This window comes from Paenibacillus sp. Y412MC10, from assembly GCF_000024685.1.
Classification (GTDB): Bacteria; Bacillota; Bacilli; order Paenibacillales; family Paenibacillaceae; genus Paenibacillus_AQ; species Paenibacillus_AQ lautus_A.
In genome coordinates this window covers 6,160,393-6,180,000 of sequence record NC_013406.1, presented here as the reverse complement: position 1 = coordinate 6,180,000, position 19,608 = coordinate 6,160,393, and the positions used below count along the sequence as shown (strand labels likewise).

22 protein-coding genes and 3 tRNA genes (1 of these 25 only partly in view) are annotated in these 19,608 nt (G+C 51.4%); 21 read left to right on the top strand and 4 right to left on the bottom strand.

The features are described 5' to 3' along the window. The 13 genes from GYMC10_RS27230 to GYMC10_RS27170 all read left to right on the top strand — a co-directional run. Window positions 1–16 (top strand) — tRNA-Cys (locus GYMC10_RS27230); it begins 58 nt to the left of the window's first position. A 12-nt stretch (window positions 17–28) separates the two neighbouring features. Continuing rightward, window positions 29–105: transfer RNA gene (locus tag GYMC10_RS27225), tRNA-Arg, on the top strand. Between the two features lie 8 nt (window positions 106–113). Beyond that, window positions 114–193, top strand: a tRNA-Leu gene (locus GYMC10_RS27220). A gap of 366 nt (window positions 194–559) precedes the next feature. After that, complete coding sequence (locus GYMC10_RS27215; RefSeq protein ID WP_009591410.1) at window positions 560–859, top strand: hypothetical protein; 300 nt, start codon at window positions 560–562, stop codon at window positions 857–859. Window positions 860–933: 74 nt separating this feature from the next. Beyond that, window positions 934–1,611: a PspA/IM30 family protein gene (locus tag GYMC10_RS27210; RefSeq protein WP_009591432.1), complete on the top strand. Its 678-nt coding sequence runs from the start codon at window positions 934–936 to the stop codon at window positions 1,609–1,611. Between the two features lie 2 nt (window positions 1,612–1,613). After that, the gene (locus GYMC10_RS27205) at window positions 1,614–2,102 is read left to right on the top strand and encodes a PspC domain-containing protein (RefSeq protein ID WP_015737449.1); all 489 of its coding nucleotides are present in this window, start codon (window positions 1,614–1,616) and stop codon (window positions 2,100–2,102) included. A gap of 1 nt (window position 2,103) precedes the next feature. Continuing rightward, window positions 2,104–2,790, top strand: coding sequence for a PspA/IM30 family protein (locus GYMC10_RS27200; RefSeq protein ID WP_015737448.1), 687 nt, complete (start codon window positions 2,104–2,106; stop codon window positions 2,788–2,790). A gap of 169 nt (window positions 2,791–2,959) precedes the next feature. Further along, window positions 2,960–3,604 (top strand): cell wall-active antibiotics response protein LiaF, encoded by a 645-nt coding sequence (liaF, locus tag GYMC10_RS27195; protein WP_009591411.1) that lies wholly within the window; start codon window positions 2,960–2,962, stop codon window positions 3,602–3,604. Window positions 3,605–3,646: 42 nt separating this feature from the next. Then, a complete protein-coding gene (locus GYMC10_RS27190) occupies window positions 3,647–4,720 on the top strand; it encodes a sensor histidine kinase (RefSeq protein ID WP_015737447.1) in 1,074 nt (357 codons plus the stop codon). Next, window positions 4,698–5,348, top strand: coding sequence for a response regulator (locus GYMC10_RS27185; RefSeq protein ID WP_036665042.1), 651 nt, complete (start codon window positions 4,698–4,700; stop codon window positions 5,346–5,348). Before GYMC10_RS27190 ends, GYMC10_RS27185 begins: the two co-directional genes overlap by 23 nt. A 296-nt stretch (window positions 5,349–5,644) precedes the next feature. Then, window positions 5,645–6,475, top strand: a complete 831-nt coding sequence (locus GYMC10_RS27180) for a YwmB family TATA-box binding protein (protein WP_015737446.1) — start codon at window positions 5,645–5,647, stop codon at window positions 6,473–6,475. Window positions 6,476–6,612: 137 nt separating this feature from the next. Then, a complete protein-coding gene (gene zwf, locus GYMC10_RS27175) occupies window positions 6,613–8,160 on the top strand; it encodes a glucose-6-phosphate dehydrogenase (protein ID WP_009591421.1) in 1,548 nt (515 codons plus the stop codon). Between the two features lie 120 nt (window positions 8,161–8,280). Further along, entirely contained in the window at window positions 8,281–9,861 is a 1,581-nt protein-coding gene (locus GYMC10_RS27170) for a peptide chain release factor 3 (RefSeq protein ID WP_015737445.1), read from the top strand. 84 nt (window positions 9,862–9,945) lie between these two features. On the opposite strand, the gene sspI is transcribed toward GYMC10_RS27170, so the two are convergent. Then, a complete protein-coding gene (gene sspI / locus GYMC10_RS27165; protein ID WP_009591415.1) occupies window positions 9,946–10,182 on the bottom strand; it encodes a small acid-soluble spore protein SspI in 237 nt (78 codons plus the stop codon). A 142-nt stretch (window positions 10,183–10,324) separates the two neighbouring features. Here sspI and GYMC10_RS27160 point away from each other — a divergent pair, with 142 nt between their 5' ends. The 6 genes from GYMC10_RS27160 to yunB all read left to right on the top strand — a co-directional run bounded on the left by GYMC10_RS27160 (window position 10,325) and on the right by yunB (window position 14,455). Next, window positions 10,325–10,987: a potassium channel family protein gene (locus GYMC10_RS27160; RefSeq protein ID WP_009591426.1), complete on the top strand. Its 663-nt coding sequence runs from the start codon at window positions 10,325–10,327 to the stop codon at window positions 10,985–10,987. A gap of 74 nt (window positions 10,988–11,061) precedes the next feature. Further along, window positions 11,062–11,862 (top strand): TrmH family RNA methyltransferase, encoded by an 801-nt coding sequence (locus tag GYMC10_RS27155; protein ID WP_015737444.1) that lies wholly within the window; start codon window positions 11,062–11,064, stop codon window positions 11,860–11,862. A gap of 121 nt (window positions 11,863–11,983) precedes the next feature. Further along, complete coding sequence (locus GYMC10_RS27150) at window positions 11,984–12,409, top strand: DUF1801 domain-containing protein (RefSeq protein ID WP_015737443.1); 426 nt, start codon at window positions 11,984–11,986, stop codon at window positions 12,407–12,409. 190 nt (window positions 12,410–12,599) lie between these two features. Next, entirely contained in the window at window positions 12,600–13,025 is a 426-nt protein-coding gene (locus GYMC10_RS27145; RefSeq protein ID WP_009591414.1) for an SRPBCC family protein, read from the top strand. A 3-nt stretch (window positions 13,026–13,028) separates the two neighbouring features. Next, window positions 13,029–13,382, top strand: coding sequence for an ArsR/SmtB family transcription factor (locus GYMC10_RS27140; RefSeq protein WP_015737442.1), 354 nt, complete (start codon window positions 13,029–13,031; stop codon window positions 13,380–13,382). Between the two features lie 110 nt (window positions 13,383–13,492). Beyond that, the gene (gene yunB / locus GYMC10_RS27135; RefSeq protein ID WP_049788750.1) at window positions 13,493–14,455 is read left to right on the top strand and encodes a sporulation protein YunB; all 963 of its coding nucleotides are present in this window, start codon (window positions 13,493–13,495) and stop codon (window positions 14,453–14,455) included. A gap of 111 nt (window positions 14,456–14,566) precedes the next feature. Here the strand turns inward: yunB and GYMC10_RS27130 are convergent, their stop codons facing one another. Continuing rightward, window positions 14,567–15,649: a M23 family metallopeptidase gene (locus GYMC10_RS27130; protein ID WP_015737440.1), complete on the bottom strand. Its 1,083-nt coding sequence runs from the start codon at window positions 15,647–15,649 to the stop codon at window positions 14,567–14,569. A gap of 222 nt (window positions 15,650–15,871) precedes the next feature. Between GYMC10_RS27130 and lipA the strand changes: the two genes are divergently transcribed. Together lipA and GYMC10_RS27120 are read left to right on the top strand one after the other, a co-directional pair. Continuing rightward, on the top strand, window positions 15,872–16,765 hold the full coding sequence (gene lipA / locus GYMC10_RS27125; protein WP_009591422.1) for a lipoyl synthase: 894 nt from the start codon (window positions 15,872–15,874) through the stop codon (window positions 16,763–16,765). Between the two features lie 28 nt (window positions 16,766–16,793). Continuing rightward, window positions 16,794–17,333, top strand: a complete 540-nt coding sequence (locus GYMC10_RS27120) for a YutD family protein (RefSeq protein WP_015737439.1) — start codon at window positions 16,794–16,796, stop codon at window positions 17,331–17,333. 121 nt (window positions 17,334–17,454) lie between these two features. On the opposite strand, the gene GYMC10_RS27115 is transcribed toward GYMC10_RS27120, so the two are convergent. Together GYMC10_RS27115 and ylbJ are read right to left on the bottom strand one after the other, a co-directional pair. After that, a complete protein-coding gene (locus tag GYMC10_RS27115) occupies window positions 17,455–18,258 on the bottom strand; it encodes an NAD kinase (RefSeq protein WP_009591431.1) in 804 nt (267 codons plus the stop codon). 76 nt (window positions 18,259–18,334) lie between these two features. Continuing rightward, window positions 18,335–19,552 carry a sporulation integral membrane protein YlbJ gene (gene ylbJ, locus GYMC10_RS27110; protein ID WP_015737438.1) on the bottom strand — a complete coding sequence of 406 codons (1,218 nt, stop codon included), beginning with the start codon at window positions 19,550–19,552 and terminating at the stop codon, window positions 18,335–18,337. Between the last annotated feature and the right edge of the window lie 56 nt (window positions 19,553–19,608).

Sequence of the window (19,608 nt, the reverse complement as noted above, 5' to 3'; positions counted from 1 at the left end):
CTGGGTGGCGCCTCCATAACAAACATATGTGCCCTTAGCTCAGCTGGATAGAGCGTTTGACTACGAATCAAAAGGTCAGGAGTTCGAATCTCTTAGGGCACGCCATTGTGTAAGCCGGTGTGGCGGAATTGGCAGACGCGCGCGACTCAAAATCGTGAGGGAAACCGTGGGGGTTCGAGTCCCTTCACCGGCATCAATCAAAAGGAATGTAGACGATCAACGTCTGCATTCCTTTTTTTGTTGTCTCTCCATCGAAGCATCCACACGACAAGTCCACTCCCAATCACAGCTGCTGAAGATCGTTCTCCTGTAAATCGATGTTCCTTATAATAAGTGATATAAGTGATACTGGTAGCAGGAGGATGTCCGTCCACGGATAAAACGCAAAAAACTGCAGACCAGTCCAGGGGTTGGACGTAGGTCTATAGGAAGCCCCGCCTTAGGTCTAGGTCCAAAAACCGTCCACAGGCCGTTTTAGTCAAACTCGAAATTACCTAGAATAGAGTCATAAGGTTGAACAAATGAAACAACGATCAAACAACAGAAAGGCGGTGTATAAATGAGGAATTCAAAAGGCAATGGAATGAGTATCCTGTTGATTGGTTTAGGGATCTTGGTTCTTCTGGGAGTATTCGGTCCTCTGCTTGGATGGTTGTTCAGTCTTCTAATTCCGATACTGATGGTTGCTTTGGGATATTACGGAATTCGAAGAGGCAATACCTTGATGGGATGGATCATTCTCGGTATCGGGATCATCTGGTTGATGGGTAAACTGTCTTGGCTGATCGGTCCGATCCTTGGTGTCATCTTAATCATCTACGGAGTGTCCCGATTGAAGAATGGAAGACCCCGTTATTGATAAGGAACCACTACATTATATAACCTGCATAAACAACAGATCAGATCATGATAGATGAGGAGGGCTAAGCCGATATGAGTGTTTTCCGGCGGATAAGAGACATAACCGTAGCAACATTGAATGAAAAGCTCGAGCAGAGCCAGGATCCGGTTCGATTGATTGACCAGTTCCTACATTCAACCAGACAGGACATTGCTGAGGCCGAAAAGCTGCAGCAGCAATGCCAAGTACATTCCAGACAGCTGAAACAGCAGGTGGATCAAGCGGAAACCATGCGATTTAAACGCGAAGAGCAGGCACTGCTTGCCTTGAAGGCCGGCGAAGAGCATCTTGCCAAGCTGGCATTGCAGGAGAAGCTGATTTATGAGGAAAAGATTGAACAGTATCAAGGCCTGTTATCCTCAAGTCTGGAGTCGTTGAAAGAAATCGAGGAGCAGCTCGGTGAGCTGCGGATGGAATATCAGACGGTCTACAGCAAACGCCAGTATTATGTTGCCCGAGTGGAAACCCTTCGTCTTCAGCAAAAAATGAATGAACGTACGGGGTCCTATGGCGGGGGTCATGATGTACCGAAGATGTTCAATCGCCTCGAGGACCGTATCAGCGACTGGGAACTGGAAGCCAGAAGCCTTCGCGATTTACGCCGCATGGGGCAGGAATACATGGATCAGGCTGGAGAATCCGTCTCCACGGTATTGGAAAAGGAACTTGCCCGCTTGAAGCAAAAGCTGAATAACAGCGGAAAGGAGTAACCATGACAAGATTGTACCGTTCCACCCGAGACAAGATGTTCACAGGGTTGATCGGCGGTATATCCGATCATTTCGGAGTCGAATCTACCCTACTTAGAATCATATTTGTAGTCAGTATCTTTTTCACAGGCGGTACAACGCTGTTGATCTATCTGATTGCAACCCTCGTCGTTCCTAAAGAGCCGTATTATCACGATCCGTACGGACCGCAAGGAAGACATGCCGGCGGATACCGTTACAACGACCATCCGGGCCCGGGGCCAGGCTACAACAGCTACAATGATGCTTATGGACGTCATCAAGGCTATCCTAACCCTAATGAGCATGGAAGCTTTGGTCCCAAATATGACCGTCCCAACGGCACAAGAACGAACGCGTCCACCGATTCCGATCTGGATGCGATGATGAAGGATATTGAAAGAAAAGCCATGCAAAAAGAAATCGAAGAATTGAAGAAAAAACTTTCGAACTATGAGAAGGGAGATAAATAACATGGGAGTATTTAAAAGAATTAAGGATATGACGAAAGCATCGGTGAACGAGCTGCTGGATAAAGTGGAGGATCCGATCGTAATGCTGAACCAGTACCTGCGCGACATGGAGGCAGAAATTCATGAAGCAGAGGTAACGGTTGCAAAGCAAATGGCAAATGAGCGTCGCATGAAGCAGCGCGTCGATGAGGCTGTGAAGATGGCGGCACAACGTGAAGCTCAGGCGGAATTGGCTCTGAAAAACGGTCAAGAAGAAGTGGCTCGCAAGCTGCTTGAAGAAAAGATCTATTTCGATCAAAAAGAAACCGAGTACGTGGAACTGCACCTGCAATCCGAGGCTCAAGCGAAAGAGCTTGTTGCTCAGCTGCATGAAATGAAAGACGAGTTCTACAAAATGCGCAACAAGCGCAATGAGCTTGTAGCTCGCGCTCAAATGGCGAAAGCGAAGAAGCAAATGTCTCAAGTGAGCAGCCTGCATACCATTGAAAGCGGCAGTGCTTCGATGGGCTTCCACCGCATGGAAGAAAAAATCATGCAAATGGAAGCTGAAGCTGATGTGCTTCGCGCACCATACCGCCCTAACAACGCAGCATACACAAGTCCAGTGGATGCTGAGAAGCAACTGAAGGTGGATGAGCAGCTGCAAGCGTTGAAAAACAAAATGGGGAAATCCTCGAAATCCGAGTAATTCCTTAGCAAGTCAGCAAAATAAGAACAAAGCGTATTCGAATACCGTGTTCATATGATATGCTATACGAATGAGATTGTCGTATAGTACAGGCAAAGCCATACAGTGGGGAACATCTCACTGATATGGCTTTTCCGAGCTTATATCTTGGTCATCAAGGAGGTGCGACATGGACAGAAACCGCTGGATAGCAGTAGGTTTAATCAGCTTGGGTTTTATTATGCTTTTCGGCCGATGGTTTGGTTTCTTCACCATTGTCGCCCTATTGCTCATCTTCGCGGGCGTCCTTCAGATCAGGCAAGGCCATGTGAAGAAGGGGTACATTCTGCTCGGCGTCGGAGCCGTGCTGCTGCTGCTCGAGCATCTTATGTTGATTATTGGCGTCAGTTTGATATCGCTGGGTATTTTCTACGGCAAGTCCAAACGGGCCCATACCACGACCAGATATATTCAGAAGCAGAACTTTATGTCCAACTTTGACTGGGACCGTGCACCCTGGGTGATGCGCAGCTTGAGCGTGTGGCATGTGCTCGGGGAAGCGGATGTGGATCTGTCCCTGGCGCTTCCCGAAGAACGCCAAACGGTGCTCATGTTCCACGGAATGCTCGGTGATATCGATCTGATGATCCCGGACTATTACGGGGTGGAGATCGAAGCATTCATCTTGTTTGGATCGATTCATATGGACGACCGGAAGGAAACCGGCATATTGAACCGAGTGAAATATCAATCGCCCAATTATGAGACCAGCGAATATAAAGTGAAATTTATCGTTTCTTATTTAGGCGGAGATTTGAATATAAGAATGACATAATAAACTTATTGTTTTGTGTAAACCATTCAGGAGGGTTGCCCCGTGGAAACGGAAAAGAAAGCAAATATCATTACCCGAAGTATGCGTGAGGGGACCCTTCTGGGATTGGTTGTCATGCTCGTTGTCCTTTATTTATTATATACATATGGTTATCTTCAACCGTTTGAGACGTGGAAGAACCGGATCGAGGCAGGCATAACCCTGGTATTGCTGCCGATCGGGCTGGGAGCGATTTATGGCTTCTTCCAGGGATACCGGGTAAAACGGCGGGTCGATCTCGTTAGGGAAACACTCGTGAACTGGGAAAAAGGGAGTCTGACGGACGTCATGCCGGACATCGGCGAAGACGAAGTGGGCCGGCTTGGAGAACAGCTGGTGAAGATCAGCAAGCGCTGGGAGGATCAGGTGTCTTCCCTGCAGCGGTTATCCACGAACAATGCCCAGCTAGCCGAGCAGGCCAGGGTTACGGCGATCGTGGAAGAGAGACAGCGTCTGGCGCGCGAGCTCCATGATGCGGTTTCTCAGCAGCTGTTTGCCATCTCGATGACGGCAACAGCTGTGGGCAGGACGCTGGATAAGGATTTTGACAAAGCGCAGCGCCAGGTGGCTCTGATTGAGGAAATGTCGGCTGTGGCACAGTCCGAGATGAGGGCGCTACTCCTTCATCTGCGGCCGGTATATCTCGAAGGAAAAGCACTGGAACAGGGGCTGCGGGATTTGATCACGGAATTGCGGATCAAAGTGCCTATGGAAATTACGTTTGAGATGGACGATGACATACATTTGCTTAAAGGGATTGAAAATCATCTGTTCCGCATTATTCAGGAGGCCATGTCGAATACGCTTCGGCACTCGAAGGCGGAAAAAATGGACATCCGGATTCATCGCAGGCAGAACACCGTTCGGGTAATGCTGCGAGATGACGGGGTCGGGTTCGAACTGGACGACAAGAAACAGACTTCCTACGGTCTTTCGACCATGCAGGAACGGGTGACGGAAATCGGCGGCTCGTTACAATTCATCACGGCCCCGGGTAAAGGGACGCGGATTGAGATTATCGTGCCGCTCATAAACGAAGAACGCAAACGGGGGGATGGAGATGGAAGCACCGATTAAGGTACTGCTGGTGGATGATCATGAGATGGTGCGGATCGGCTTGGCTGCCGTGCTTGGCACAGAAGACGGCATTGAGGTGGTAGGCGAAGCGGGCAGCGGCGAGGAAGGCATACGCCTGGCGCAGGAATATCATCCTGACGTGGTGCTGATGGATCTGGTCATGGATGGGATGGACGGCATTGAGACCACGCGGGAGCTGATGAAGCAATTTCCGAATCTTAAGGTGATCGTACTGACCAGCTATCTGGACGATGAGAAGATGTATCCGGTCATTGAAGCAGGCGCATTCAGTTATCTGCTGAAGACCTCCCGGGCTTCCGAGGTCGCCGATGCTATACGTGCCGCCGCACGGGGCCAGTCGGTTCTGGAGTCCCAGGTCGCTTCGAAGATGATGAATCGTTTCCGCCATCCGCAAAATGAAGCGCCCGCGCATAATGACCTGACGGACCGGGAGATGGAAGTGCTGCGATTGCTGGCACAGGGCAAATCCAATCAGGACATTGCCGATGATTTGATTATAGGCATCAAAACCGTGAAGTTTCACGTGACTAATATTTTGGGCAAGCTGGGGGTAGAGGATCGGACCCAAGCTGCCATCTACGCTTATAAAAATGGGCTGGCTGAGTAAGGAGTGCCGGCTCTTTTTTTATGCTTATGAACGTGAAATAAACAGTTTTGAGATGCTGAGCGCGGTTCTAAACAGATCCGTGATGCGACGCGTCGGGGATCAACATATCCATGTAAACAATGATAGGCAGGCTTAAAGACTCCCTAATCGGGAGGCTTTTTTTATTTAGGTAAGGGGAAGAGAGATTTTTAAAACGGTAATAGCAGGATCATTTTATATGGCGATGTATAAATCTGCAGTGAGCCGGCCATCCTTTTACTAGATTGATAGATTCGTACGAGGAGGCGTGGCTGACGATGCGGAAGATACGTTTACAGCTGATTGTGATGATGTTGTTGCTGTGCGGGGCAGCAGGGATGATGGCGGGTTTTGCGGGAACAACAGAACGCAATGGGGAGGAAGCGGTTCCGCAAACGGCAGAGGCGTCAGTTTGGAAGGGAACGGCGAATGGAGCATCGGAAGCAGGGACCACAGCCGAAAGCAATTTGGAGCTTCTTGCAGCCCTTGGACAGGAACATATGGATCCTTCCGCACTCCTCACGGTAAAAATTCAAGGCGAAATGATAAATTCGATTTCTAAGGATCAAGCTAAGACAGCAGCCGAAGAATTGGCTCGCGCAATGGGGCTTTCCGGCATTACCTCAAACGAGCTTCAAGGAAATGACGTTTTCCAAGCGGAAGGCGATCGATCGGGCGTCTCCGTGAATTTGGATTGGGCCCTCACGAAGCAAGGCCATAGTTATGTCAGAGTCATGCTTGTCGGAGAGGCGGCAGCGCAGGCTCGGGAAATGGTGAGCCTTCAGCAGCATGTTCAAGAACGGATGGAGCAAGCAGGCATACCGAATACGTGGAATGCGTCCATTCAAGGATATGCAACGAAGTCAGGCGGCGTGGATGGAACGATGGCCCAAGTAGAAGAGGCCGTAGCCCGAAAGCTTCCGCTTCGTTCCGTTGAGGATTATGCGGATGTTACAACGATCAGCCGATCCTATGAAGCGCCTTTGCTGGGGGCTTTTGTGAAGAGCGGCGACACGCCGATTCATATGCAGATTGCGGTGCATGAAGATTCGGTGAAGAAAAGCAGTAGAATAACGATCGGATTTCCCGTCATTACAATAGAATATTGAAAATAATATCTGAAACTCCGATGAAAAAATACGGAATGAGATAGCATACTTGAAATGAATATGCTAAAATGTCATCACATCGAGTTAAGTGCCGATGCATAAAAATACACTATAATTCATAGAAAGAATGAGGAGCCATGGCTGAAAATCAAAATCTAGATACAATGAAGACACCGGGAGCTGTATTTTTCATCTTTGGAGCGACTGGTGATTTGGCAAGACGTAAGTTGTTTCCGGCGATCTACAGTCTTTATCGTGAAGGAAAACTGGATGAGGATTTTGCTGTAATCGGCGTGGCGCGGCGTCCGCGCACCCAAGAGGAGTTTCGGGAGGACGTGTATCGTTCGATTCAGGAATTCTGCCGATATAGTTCGGAACAGGATAGTGAATGGAATGCATTTGCACAGCATTTTGAATATAAATCTTTAGATATCAACAATATTGACGGTTTCCGTGAGCTCCGCGAACAAACGGAGCAATTGGAAACGAAATTTAATATACCGGGCAACCGCTTGTTCTATCTCGCGCTTGCACCGGAATTGTTCGGCAGCGTATCGTTCAACCTGATGAAGGGCGGCATGCTTGACGGAGAGGGCTGGAACCGTCTTGTGATCGAGAAGCCGTTCGGCTACGATCTGGAGTCCGCTGCCAAGCTGAACGAAGAGATTCGTAAAGTGTTCAAGGAAGAGGAGATCTATCGGATCGACCATTACCTCGGGAAGGAAATGGTGCAGAACATCGAGGTTATCCGTTTTGCGAATGCTTTCTTCGAGCCTCTGTGGAACAATAAGCATATTGCCAACATCCAAATTACGCTTGGTGAAACGGTTGGCGTCGAGGAGCGCGGGGGTTATTACGACCATGCGGGGGCACTCAGGGATATGGGTCAAAACCATATGCTGCAGCTGCTGACCATGATTGCTATGGAGCCGCCTAGCCGTCTGCTCGCAGAAGATATTCGCGATGAGAAGGTGAAGGTGCTTCGCTCCCTGCGTCCATATGCCTCAAACGAAGAAGTCAAGAACAACGTGGTTCGCGGTCAGTATACGAGCGGTTCCGCAGGCGGCAAAGATCTGCCGGCTTACCGTGAAGAGGACAAGGTAAATCCGGAATCCAATACGGAAACCTATTTTGCGGCCAGAGTCTTCGTGGATAATTTCCGCTGGGCGGGCGTACCGTTCTATATCCGCACGGGCAAACGCCTTCCGGTTAAGACGACCGAGGTGGTCGTAGAGTTCAAACGGATGCCAACCAACGTATACTTGGGCCAAAAGCATTCCCTGGAGCCTAACCTGCTCGTTATCCGGGTTAACCCGATGGAAGGCATCTACGTAAAGATCAACGCGAAGAAGCCGGGCTCCGAGTCCGAGATCGCTCCGGTTGCGATGGACTTCTGCCAAAGCTGCATCGTGGGCATTAACTCTCCTGAAGCGTATGAGCGTCTGCTGCATGATGCTGCCCGCGGGGATTCCACCTACTTTACGCGTTGGGACGAAGTGGCTTCCGCTTGGTCCTTCGTGGATCGCATCGCTAGCGCTTGGAGAGAGAACCAGGGCGAGCTGGAATCGTATCCTGCCGGCTCCTGGGGACCTGACAAAGCGGATGAGCTGCTGAAGGAAGACGGCTTCCACTGGTGGCCGGTTAACGGTCAGCTTGAGGATAACGTAGTGTGGTTGAAAAAATAGAAGATTAGCTAAAATTTATGCGATAAAAATCATCCTCATGCGCACGGCGCATGGGGATGATTTGCGTATGAATTGTGGTACAATGATATACATGACTTTAGTTACGAAGGGATAAGTGAAATGGCAAAGCTAATAGATGAACTGCAGCAGGAAGTGGATAAGCGTCGCACGTTCGCGATTATTTCCCACCCTGACGCCGGTAAGACGACGCTGACCGAGAAGCTGCTCTTGTTCGGGGGCGCCATTCGTCTGGCCGGATCGGTTAAAGCTCGTAAAGCGAGCAAGCATGCAACGAGTGACTGGATGGAGATCGAGAAGCAGCGGGGAATCTCCGTCACGTCGTCCGTGATGCAATTTGATTATTTAGGGCATCGGATTAATATATTGGATACGCCGGGTCACCAAGACTTCAGTGAGGATACCTATCGTACGTTGACGGCTGCCGACAGCGCCGTCATGTTGATTGACGTAGCCAAAGGGGTCGAGGCCCAGACCATCAAGCTGTTTCAGGTCTGCGCGAAGCGGGGCATTCCGATTTTCACCTTCATCAACAAACTCGACCGCGAAGGACGCAGTCCGTTTGACCTGATGGAGGAACTTGAGCAGGTGCTGGGCATCCGCTCCGTACCGATGAATTGGCCGATCGGTTCCGGCCGCGACCTGTGCGGCGTGTACGACCGGGTGAAGAATCAGGTGGAATTGTTCCAAGGGGACGACCATTCCACGATTAAAGTGCAGAAGGTCGAAGGGTATGAAGATTCGCTCATCCGCGAGATGGCTGGCGACTATCTGCATGACCAGTTATGTCAAGATCTGGAGCTGCTGGATGTTGCCGGCGACCCGTTTGATCTGGAGAAAGTGATGCAGGGTCAGTTAACGCCTGTATTTTTCGGCAGTGCGATCAACAATTTCGGCGTCCAGACCTTTCTTGAAAACTTCCTCCAGCTTGCGCCGAAGCCCGAGCCGCGCCGCAGCACGGAAGGCGTAGTGGAACCGACCGATGAGAAATTCTCCGGTTACGTATTTAAGATCCAAGCCAACATGAATCCGGCTCACCGGGACCGTATCGCTTTCCTTCGAATCGTATCGGGCAAGTTCGAACGCGGTATGAGCGTGAAGCATGTGCGGGTAGGCAAGGAAATCAAGCTGGCGCAGCCGCAGCAATTTTTGGCGCAGGATCGAGATATTGTGCAGGAGGCATACCCTGGCGATATTATCGGTCTGTTTGACCCGGGGATTTTCCGGATCGGGGATTCCCTCAGCCAAGGACGCGAGGTTGTATTCGACGAGCTTCCGACGTTTTCCCCGGAGATCTTTGCCAAAGTAACCGTGAAGAATGCGCTGAAGCATAAGCAATATCAGAAGGGGATTGACCAATTGACGGAAGAAGGGACCATCCAGGTATTCCGCACCGTTAGCTTCGACGAGACCATTCTCGGGGTGGTCGGCCAGCTCCAGTTCGAAGTCTTCGAGTATCGGATGAAAGGGGAGTACGGCGTCGATGTCCAGCTGCAACGAATGCCGTATCAGTTCGCCCGCTGGCTCGTGGACGACAACATTGATCCGTCCAAGTTCCGGATTAACTCGACCCTGGTGAAAGACAAGAAGGATAATTATGTCGTTCTCTTCGAAAATGAGTATGCGATGAGAACCGCCATAGACAAGAACCCAACCGCCAAGTTTCTTGAGACCGCTCCGTAAGCGATGGCATAAATATGCAATATAAAGAACAATCCCCTCAGCTTTAAGGGCTAAGGGGATTGTTCTTTTTTGTTGAGCGCGGGATTATCCCTGAAGATTGCCAGGCGTAACGGTTTTCAAATGGTCGTGAAGGGAAGAGACGAGGGTGTTCTGCTGGGCAGCATCCATGTCTTTCCACATCATTTCAAACATCACGCCGAGTCCCGGCAGGGCGGCTTCAGGCCCGTCAACGGAACCCTCGATCATGGAGCGCAGCTCTTCTTCGTCCTGATTGTGGACTTTATGAATGACGGCTTGCCTTAGATCTAACAATATGGACATCGAAATGTTCCTCCTTGTTATATAAGGGTCATTGTGTAATGTGCCCGTTCCAGGGGAGTTACATTCAAGTATTCTGGACAGTATGATATACTGTTATCATTGATGATTAAGGATCGACCTAGGCTCGTGGGGGGATATATAAATGGCTAAGAAGCAGTACGCAGTAATCGGTATGGGGCGTTTTGGCACAAGTGTTGCCAAGGAATTGAGCAGCATGGGATTTGACGTATTAGCCGTTGATGCGAGCGAACAGCGTATTCAGGAAACTGCCAGCATGGTCACGCATGCCGTTTCGGCGGATTCGACCGATGAAGAGGCGCTCCGGGCGCTCGGCATTCGGAATTTTGATGTGGTTGTCGTGGCTATCGGGGAGGATATTCAATCCAGCATTTTGACAACGCTGATTCTGAAGGATCTTGGCGTACCGGCTATTATCGTTAAAGCGAAGAATGAGCTGCACGGAAAAGTGCTTAACAAAATCGGCGCGGACAAGGTGATTTTCCCAGAGCGGGACATGGGGCTTCGGGTTGCCCACCATCTGGTCTCGCCGAATATTCTGGACTATATCGATTTGTCGGACGACTACAGCATTATGGAGATGCTGGCTACAGGCGAGCTGATTGGCCACAATTTGAGAGAGCTGGATATTCGCGCACGATTCGGGTGCAATGTCATGGCGATTCGAAGCGATGCGGACATGAACATTTCGCCGAGTCCGGATGACCGGATTGAGGAAGGCGATGTGCTTGTCATCGTGGGACATAAGAATGACTTAACGAAGCTGGAGCTTGCTTACCCCAAATAAAGCCGTCAGCTTCGGATACCGTGCCGAACCTGGGCTCTGATGAGTATATATGTAAAAGAACGGATGGATTAACAATGGAGATATTATCGCCGCAGAATGCCAGAGTGAAGGGCTGGGCACAGCTGCAGGAGAAAAAACACCGGGACAAGCAGAACAAGTATGTGGTGGAAGGCATCCATCTCGTACAGGAAGCCCTGTCATCCGGCGCGGACATCGAGTGCGTGGCTTATGACGTGGACAAGGGCATCCCCCAAGAGCTTCGTCATATTACGGATACAGGACAAGGTGCCGAATGGATCGGCGTATCCCATGCCGTCATATCGAAGGTCAGCGATACGCCGTCGCCGCAGCAGGTGTTTGCCGTCATTCGCAAGGAAGCGCGGCAATGGCAGGACCTGATCCTGCGCGAGAACGGTATGGTCGTTGTTCTCGACGGTCTCCAGGATCCGGGCAATGTGGGGACCATCATACGAAGCGCAGATGCCGTAGGGGCTGCCGGCGTGGTCCTGGGGCGAGGCTGTGCGGATTTGTACAATCCCAAGACACTGCGCTCCACCATGGGATCTCTGTTCCATCTGCCGGTGCTGGAGGGTGATCTGCTGAGCATCCTGCCGGAAGCGAGGGAACGGGGAGCCAGATTGGTGACCACCATGCTGGAAGGACAGCGCTCATGCTTCGAGTACGACTTCAAAGGGACAAGCTGGATCGTCATCGGCAGCGAAGGACGCGGCGTCTCGCCTGAGGTCGCGGCACTCGTGGACGATGCCATCCGTATCCCTATGCCGGGGCGTGCCGAATCGCTGAATGCCGCTATGGCCGCTTCCGTATTGATGTACGAGGCTTTAAGGCAGAGGGAGTACGCTGCTGAACTATAAAGACAGAAATGGCAAGATTAGGCGGGGAATGATTAGATAACGTTGCTGATCATAACCGGCCTTTTTTTATTTTTGGCAGGGATGGTCATAATAACAAGCGTGTTCGAAAGGAGTTAAACCCGTGTACAAGCAAAAAACCAAAGAAACGGATCACAGCGTGGTGGAGTTTATCGAGCAAGTGGATTCGCCCAAAAAACGGGAGGATGCCTATCGTTTGCTGGAGATTTTTGAAGAAACGAGCGGTTTTGCGGCCAAAATGTGGGGGCCGAGCATCATTGGTTTCGGCTCCTATCATTATCGTTACGCCTCCGGACATGAGGGAGATGCGCCGTTTGTAGGATTCTCGCCGCGAAAAGCGAAGATCAGCCTGTATTTTGCGCCAGGCGATGATCAGCGGGAGGAGCTGCTGACGAATTTCGGCAAGCATACGGCGGGGAAAGGCTGCGTGTACATCAATAAAGTGGCGGACATTGATGTTGAGGTGCTGAAGCAGCTGATTCGCGAATCGATCGCGTTCCTGAAAAAGACGTATCCGGATCAACCCTAACGTGAGGTTAAGTAGTGCGGTGTGCTGGCAAGGTGCCTGCTTTGCGCCGATTAGTCGGCTGATTGACCTAAGGGTGACGCCGAACAGGTGAATATTGGGATTTGACGTAAAACCATTTGGTGTCCTATAATGCATGAAGGGAAACCAAATGGTTTCATAATTTCAAGTTTAAGCGAGGGATGAAACTGATATGGACAACGCAACAAACGGCAAGCTGCCGGATATTCGTCATACGCTTGTGCTGAAAGCGCCCATCCAGAAGGTGTGGAAAGCCGTAGCCACGGCTGAAGGGATTTCGTCGTGGTTCATGCCCAACAATTTTGAACCGGTGGAAGGGTTCGAGTTTCAATTGAATGCCGGCCCCTTCGGAAATTCACCATGCAAGGTGACGCTTATTGATGAGCCTAACCGGTTGTCTTTTAACTGGGGCAAGGATTGGAGCGTTACCTTCGAACTGGTGGAGCAGGGAGATCATACGGAATTCACGCTCATCCACGGCGGATGGACAGCGGATCAAGTAACCGAGTTCGGGGAAGCGCATGACATCGTTCGAGGCCGCATGGACAACGGCTGGGCTGGCATTGTTCAGAAGCTTGCGGGATACGTCGAGGCTTAACCGATGTCGCAGGCCGCTCCGAAGCATGATGTCTACCAAGCCATCGCAGATCCGACTCGTCGTAAGCTGCTCGGCTTGTTAAGCGATAAGGAAATGCCGGTTAAGGAAATTACGGGATATTTCTCCATGACGCGAACCGCCGTGTCCAAGCATCTCCGAATTTTGGAGGAAGCGGGTCTGGTGCAGGACCGCAAGGTTGGACGCGAGACCCGCTATCGCCTGCAAGCAGAGCCGCTTAAGGAATTGAAGGATTGGCTGTCTTATTTCGACCGCTTCTGGGAGAACAAACTGTCGATGCTGAAATACTACGTGGAAGATCAAGAAGACGATCCAAAGAACGCTAAGGAAGAAGAGTGAGGATAAGCCATCCTTGCTCTTCTTTTTTGCCGTTTGTCCGCATACCTTCTATACAGGAGAGCTTGCCATGGTAAACATGCTCCTCGGGGCGTAAATAGGGGGGACCAAGCATGAGACGAAAGAGATGGGGAAGCAGGCGTTTGGCCTTTCCGTCGCTGTCGTGGCCAAAACCAAGGAGAGCTTACAAACCACCGCGCAGAGGCTTTCGGCCCGTACCGCAGAGCCGGGGGCGTCCTCAGGCTACCAAACGGCGAAGCACAAAAAAATGGTGGCTGATCGGCGCTCTGCTCCTTGTGTTTGGGATCGTTGAGTTTTTTATGTATATCGAGCAGAATCTGCGGCCGCCGATCATGCATTTAGCCCAAATCCGGGTTAAGCAGATCGCTACCGAAGCCATCAATAAAGCGATCACCTCCCAGGTGACGCAGGGCAAGGATTTTGATAATCTGGTCAACTGGAAAACGGACAGCTCGGGCAAAGTGACCGGATTCATGCTGAATTATGCCGAGCATTTAAAAATCACGTCCCATACGACGCAGGTCGTGCAGAGCACGCTGGACGAAATCCATAAGCGCAAAGAGCAAATTCCGCTGGGACAGGTGTTAAAAAGCCCGATCATCGCTTCATTCGGTCCGCAAATACCTTTAAAGATCGAACCCCAAGGAGCGGTAAAGGTTCAGCTGGATACGAGGCAGCAGGGGGCCGGCATCAATATGATCCTGGTGGAGGTATTCGTCCACATCGTGACGGAGGTAGCGGTTGTCGTTCCTTTTGACATGGAGCCGCAAATCGTGGAGACCGATATTCCGATCTCGTATCTGCTCGTGGTAGGCGATGTGCCGATGTATTATTACGACGGCCAAGGAAAGGCGGTCGGCGAGAATAAGGCAAGCGCACCGAGCATCGCGATACCGCCGCCGGTAACGGACGAGAACACCCATGACGGGCAGCAGGAGATTCCGCCTGCAACGACGCCGGACCCTCCTGCCCAGGGAACGACGACGCCTCTTGTGCCTACGCCGGGCGGCGCCGACATGTCAGGGCATACGGAGGGAAGCGCAACAGGCGAGTAAGACGCTCATTCTCGCTCATTCCCAAACTGGATTGTGTACGTGTAGCATGGATTGGCCGTTTATGTGTCATGAGGGATGTCCTTAAAGGAAAAACGCGCCCCTGGTTTGAATTCAGGAGCGCGTTTTTTTCTTCGAGCGTTTTTCTTCCAGTTCCCAGTGCTTCAGCAGCGGGTAAGGATCGAAAGCCCATTCGGTCAATCCGGTGTCCCGGTAGATGCCGTAATGCAGGTGCGGTGGGAATTTGCCCTGGGTTCCGGGCTTGCCGTAGCCCGAACTGCCGACCCAGCCGAGGGTTTGACCTGGCGTAACGACATCCCCGAGCGAAATCCCTTTATCAAAGCCCTGCAGATGGGCGTAATAATGGTAATGATTGTTCAAGTCACGGATGCCGATGCGCCAGCCGCCGTATTTATTCCAGCCTTTAATTTCGACGACGCCGTAACAGGTGCTTCGAACGGGGACTCCGTATGAAGCAAACAAATCCGTTCCCTCGTGAACCCTTTTACCTCCCCAGTTGCGCCCCATGCCAAAGGTGCTTCGGTAGGAATAGTTGCTCTTGACGGGAAGGGGAAACGCATGGTCGAACAGGTCCAGCTTCCCGAAGGTCTCGTACAGTTTGGCATACTGCATGATGCGCTGTACGGCCCGCGTGTTCTGGTAGTATGACCATAGGCCGATGCTGAAATCATCAGCGGCATGCCCATAAGGGGAAAGTCTTGTCGCAACCGTGTAGAGCAGGTCGATATCATTATTGGGGTCTGCCTTGCCATCCCCGTCCCCATCGAGCCCGATCCCGGAGAACACGCTGATCGACGTGGGATTCACGTCTTCCTGATTGGGATTCAACGGGCCAGCCCATCGGGTGGAAGGGATAAAGATACCGAGGGTGCGGTCCGGATGCTTTCGATCCTTGGGATGAACCCGGGTCAGCGTTCGTTCATACTGGTCAATGGCCGCTAGGCGGTGCCAAGGAATTTGGGTAACGGTGGAAACCTGATCGTATAAAGATTTCCGGTCCGCAAAATTCGCTGCAGCATCCGTTGCTTTAGCCGCATCGTCAGCCGCGCTGACTGCCATGGAGGCGGATGCGGACGCAGGCCCGCATATGCAGCAGGCAGCCATCAAGGCCGCCATGACTGCAGCCGTGGACCGATACATGATGCCCCTTGCGCGCAATGGTTGTAAAATCCTCATATTGTCCTTCTCCTCCCTTTTTCGATAGTCGTAATTAAGGACGGACAGTCATGCCTACCTGTAGGGTGAATCGAAACAAGGATTTTTATCCATGCCGCAACTAGATTAATCTCATATCGATGCGAAACAAGTAATATGATGGTTTTCATGATATAATATGGGACAGCAAACGATGGGGTATGTCTTGAGTTACATCATTACATTCGAAAGAAGGTTTTTTCTTTGTCTAAAACCAAACAGCCAAAACCTGACTGGATTCGAATCAAGCTGACTACTGGCGATAATTATAAAGAAATCAAAAGCATGATGCGATCCAAAACACTTCATACGGTGTGTGAAGAGGCTCGCTGTCCAAATATTTACGAATGCTGGGCTAACCGTACGGCAACCTTCATGATTCTGGGTGACATTTGTACCCGCGCTTGCCGATTCTGCGCCGTGAATACGGGGCTTCCAACGGAGCTGGACCTGCAGGAACCGGAACGGGTAGCGGAGGCAGCCGAGCAAATGAACCTGCGCCACTGCGTGGTAACAAGCGTGGCACGGGATGATCTGAAGGATGGCGGTGCCTACATATTCGCCGAAACCGTCAAAGCCATTCGCCGACGCCTGCCGCTGTGCTCGGTGGAAGTGCTGATCCCGGATTTCATGGGAGACGAAGAATCGCTGAAAATCGTGATGGACGTAAAGCCGGATATTCTGAACCACAACATTGAGACGGTGGAGCGTATGTCTGATCGCGTACGTGCCAAAGCCAAGTATTCCCGCTCATTGCAGCTGCTGAAGAATGCCAAGGCGATGCAGCCTGACATTCCGACCAAATCCAGCATCATGCTGGGCGTCGGGGAACAATGGCATGAAATTCTGGAGGCGATGGACGACTTGCGTTCGGTGGGATGCGATATCATGACGATCGGCCAATACCTGCAGCCTTCGCCGAAACATCTGAATGTTGAAAAATACTACACGCCGGAAGAGTTTGCGATCTTGAAGGAAGAAGGAATGAAGCGCGGATTCAGCCACGTGGAGTCCGGTCCTCTTGTGCGCAGCTCCTATCATGCACACGAGCAAGTGAAGTCTGCGGAACGCAACAAGGAAGAGACGGTGCAGTCTTAACCTATTGGAAAGGCAGGGGAAGCTTTCAATGATCGTTATCGGAAACAAAAGCTATGAAGTGATAAAGGACCATCGAAACGGCTGGAATCTGGAAGCTTTCCGGGAGCGGTACAGCGAGGTGCTGGACCGCTATGATTACATCGTGGGAGACTGGGGTTACAATCAGCTTCGGCTTAAAGGCTTCTATCGGGACAATCATCCCAAGGCTGCCAAGGATTCAACCTTTTCCAGCATGTCCGATTACATTAACGAATATTGCAATTTTGGCTGTGCTCACTTTGTGCTTCAGAAAACGAAGGAGCAGAAGGAAACGAAAGAGCATGCCTCCAATACGAAAGAGCCTGTAGAGGTTCGAGAAACATCCCCTAAGGATAACCGGGCTGAGGGGGAAGCACAGGGGGGCAAGGAACCCCAAGAGGGTCCAAAACCGGGCAAGGAGCACAAGGACCAGCGTGAGCGGCGCGAAGGCAAGGATTCAAGACGCGAGCCGCGCGAAGCCAAGGCCCCCAAGGAGAAGGAAGCAAAGCCTTCCAAGGAGTCTCATGTCCCTTCAGAGCAGCCGCAATAACCAAAGAACGGTCACCTGTATTTTGGCAGGTAGACCGTTCTTTTTTTCGGGTATTGGTAAAGGAAAGACTTCGTGAAGCGTTGGCCCTCCTGGTAAATGTAAGAAAGAGGTCCTCTTCATATTAACCAAGGAATGCATCGCGGACGCGGTTCCAGAACGGAAACGGCCGATAACGTGCGAAACTGACCTGCTGCTCCGCCACCTGACAGCGCACGGATACGAGGTCGTCAATCGAGATATTAACGTGATCGATGGTAAGCAGCAAACGCTGTTCTTTTCGCGAGAATATATCACAATGATGATGCTTGGGCAGAAGCAGCGGCGAGCCCAGCGTACGGAAAATCCGGTTGTTAATCGAGGCGATTTCCGCAATTTGAAGCGCATCGATCGAGGGATGAACCATGGCGCCGCCGACACTCTTGTTATACGCCGTGCTGCCGGACGGCGTGGATACGCAAATGCCGTCTCCCCTGAACATCTCAAAGGTCACGTCGTTGATGTCAATTTGCGCGACAACGGTACCGTCAACGCCTTTAAGCGTAAATTCGTTTAAGGCAATGTAAGAGGACGTTCCTGATTTCTTATGGATTTCCAGTTGAACCAGGGGATACTTGACGAGGCGCGGCTTCACGTTGCCGTGTTCGCCTTCTCCGCTCATATGATCAATTAGCTCCGTCAGTTCATCCGCCTTCCAGTCAGCATAGAATCCCAAGTGGCCCGTATGGACGCCGACGAAGGCGAGGTCGGGAATACGGTCTATAAACGTATGGAAGGCGTGCAGCATCGTGCCGTCTCCACCGATCGAGACCACAATCTCCGGAGATTCTGCATCCAGCACAAACCCCCGCTGTTCCGCCAGCTTGTGAAACTGCTGGGTCAGCTCGACAGACAATGGGTCACCGCGGTCCAGAACATAATATCTCAAGTTGATAAGCTCCTTTGTAAGGTTATATAAAGATGATAATCAATCTTGGAGAAGAACACAATGTTCACCTTGGGAATTAGCGGAATTTCTGCTGCAGTCCTCGAAGGATCTGAATAAACAACGCAACTGCAATCAGGAAACCGAGCAGGATGCAGAAAGCCGCCATAATATGGGTATACCCGTTTAGGGCGGAATCCGAAACAGACGGCACCGCCAGCGTCGGTATCGAAGACCCCATGACGCTTCTCCACAACAGCAACACGGCGGTGGCCGCAATAATGCCGTGGATCAGCCTGGCTACGACAAACGGAAAATACCTAAGGTTGGTAGAGTTCAGGATGCTGATGATCTGGGCATGAACGGACAGGCCGCCCCAAGACAAGATAAAGGCTGCCGCGGCCGCTTTGTATGGCAGAGGAATAGCGGCACCCGCTTCCCCGGCATAGCGTGCGCCCAGCGTCACTTCAAACAGTCCCCCCACGATGGCAGTGGATAAGGATTCGGGCATGCCAACGAGGGATAACAGCAAGCTGATGACCTCCGTTAGCGCGGGCATGACGCCGGCCCGGGTCCAGAGTTCAAGAAACACGGAGAAGAAAACCACAAGACCGCCGACAACGATAATCAGCTGAAGCGATGATTGAATCGCTTGTCTCAGCAGCGTGCCGAGATCACGGCCGTCCTGCTCCCGCGCAGCATGCATGGCCTGAAAGGCGGACTTGAGCCGGCTTGTCTTCGTTTGGGACAGGAGGAGCGAATCGGTTGATGTATTGGACTCGCGCTTGCCATGAAATCTCATTAACAGTCCTACGAGGAATCCTCCGCCATAGTGGGCCAGGGCCAGAATGAGACCTATTTTGGGATCGTGAAAGAAGCCGATGGATACCGCTCCTATCAGAAATATGGGATCCGAGGAGGTGGTAAAGGCAACAAGTCGTTCACCTTCCTCCCGATTTACCATTTTTTGCTCCCACAATTTGGCGGTTAATTTGGCTCCGACGGGGTAACCTGAAACATATCCCATCGCGGCCACGAATCCCCCTGCGCCCGGAATTCGGAACAACGGTCGCATCATGGGGTCCAGGAGCGTGCCGATCAGATGCACCACGCCAAACCCCAACAGCACCTCTGAAATGACAAAGAACGGGAACAGGGATGGAAACAGCACGTCCCACCATATCGCCAGGCCGCGGAGTGCGGATTGGAGCGCCGCTTCGGGAAACAAAGCCATCAGGACAATCACGCTGATCAGAGCCGATACGAGCATGAGCCAGCCCATTTTTTTCATGGTCATATAAGGAATACGCCCCCTGGCATCGTTGTGAATGATAGAATATGGTCCGATATTTA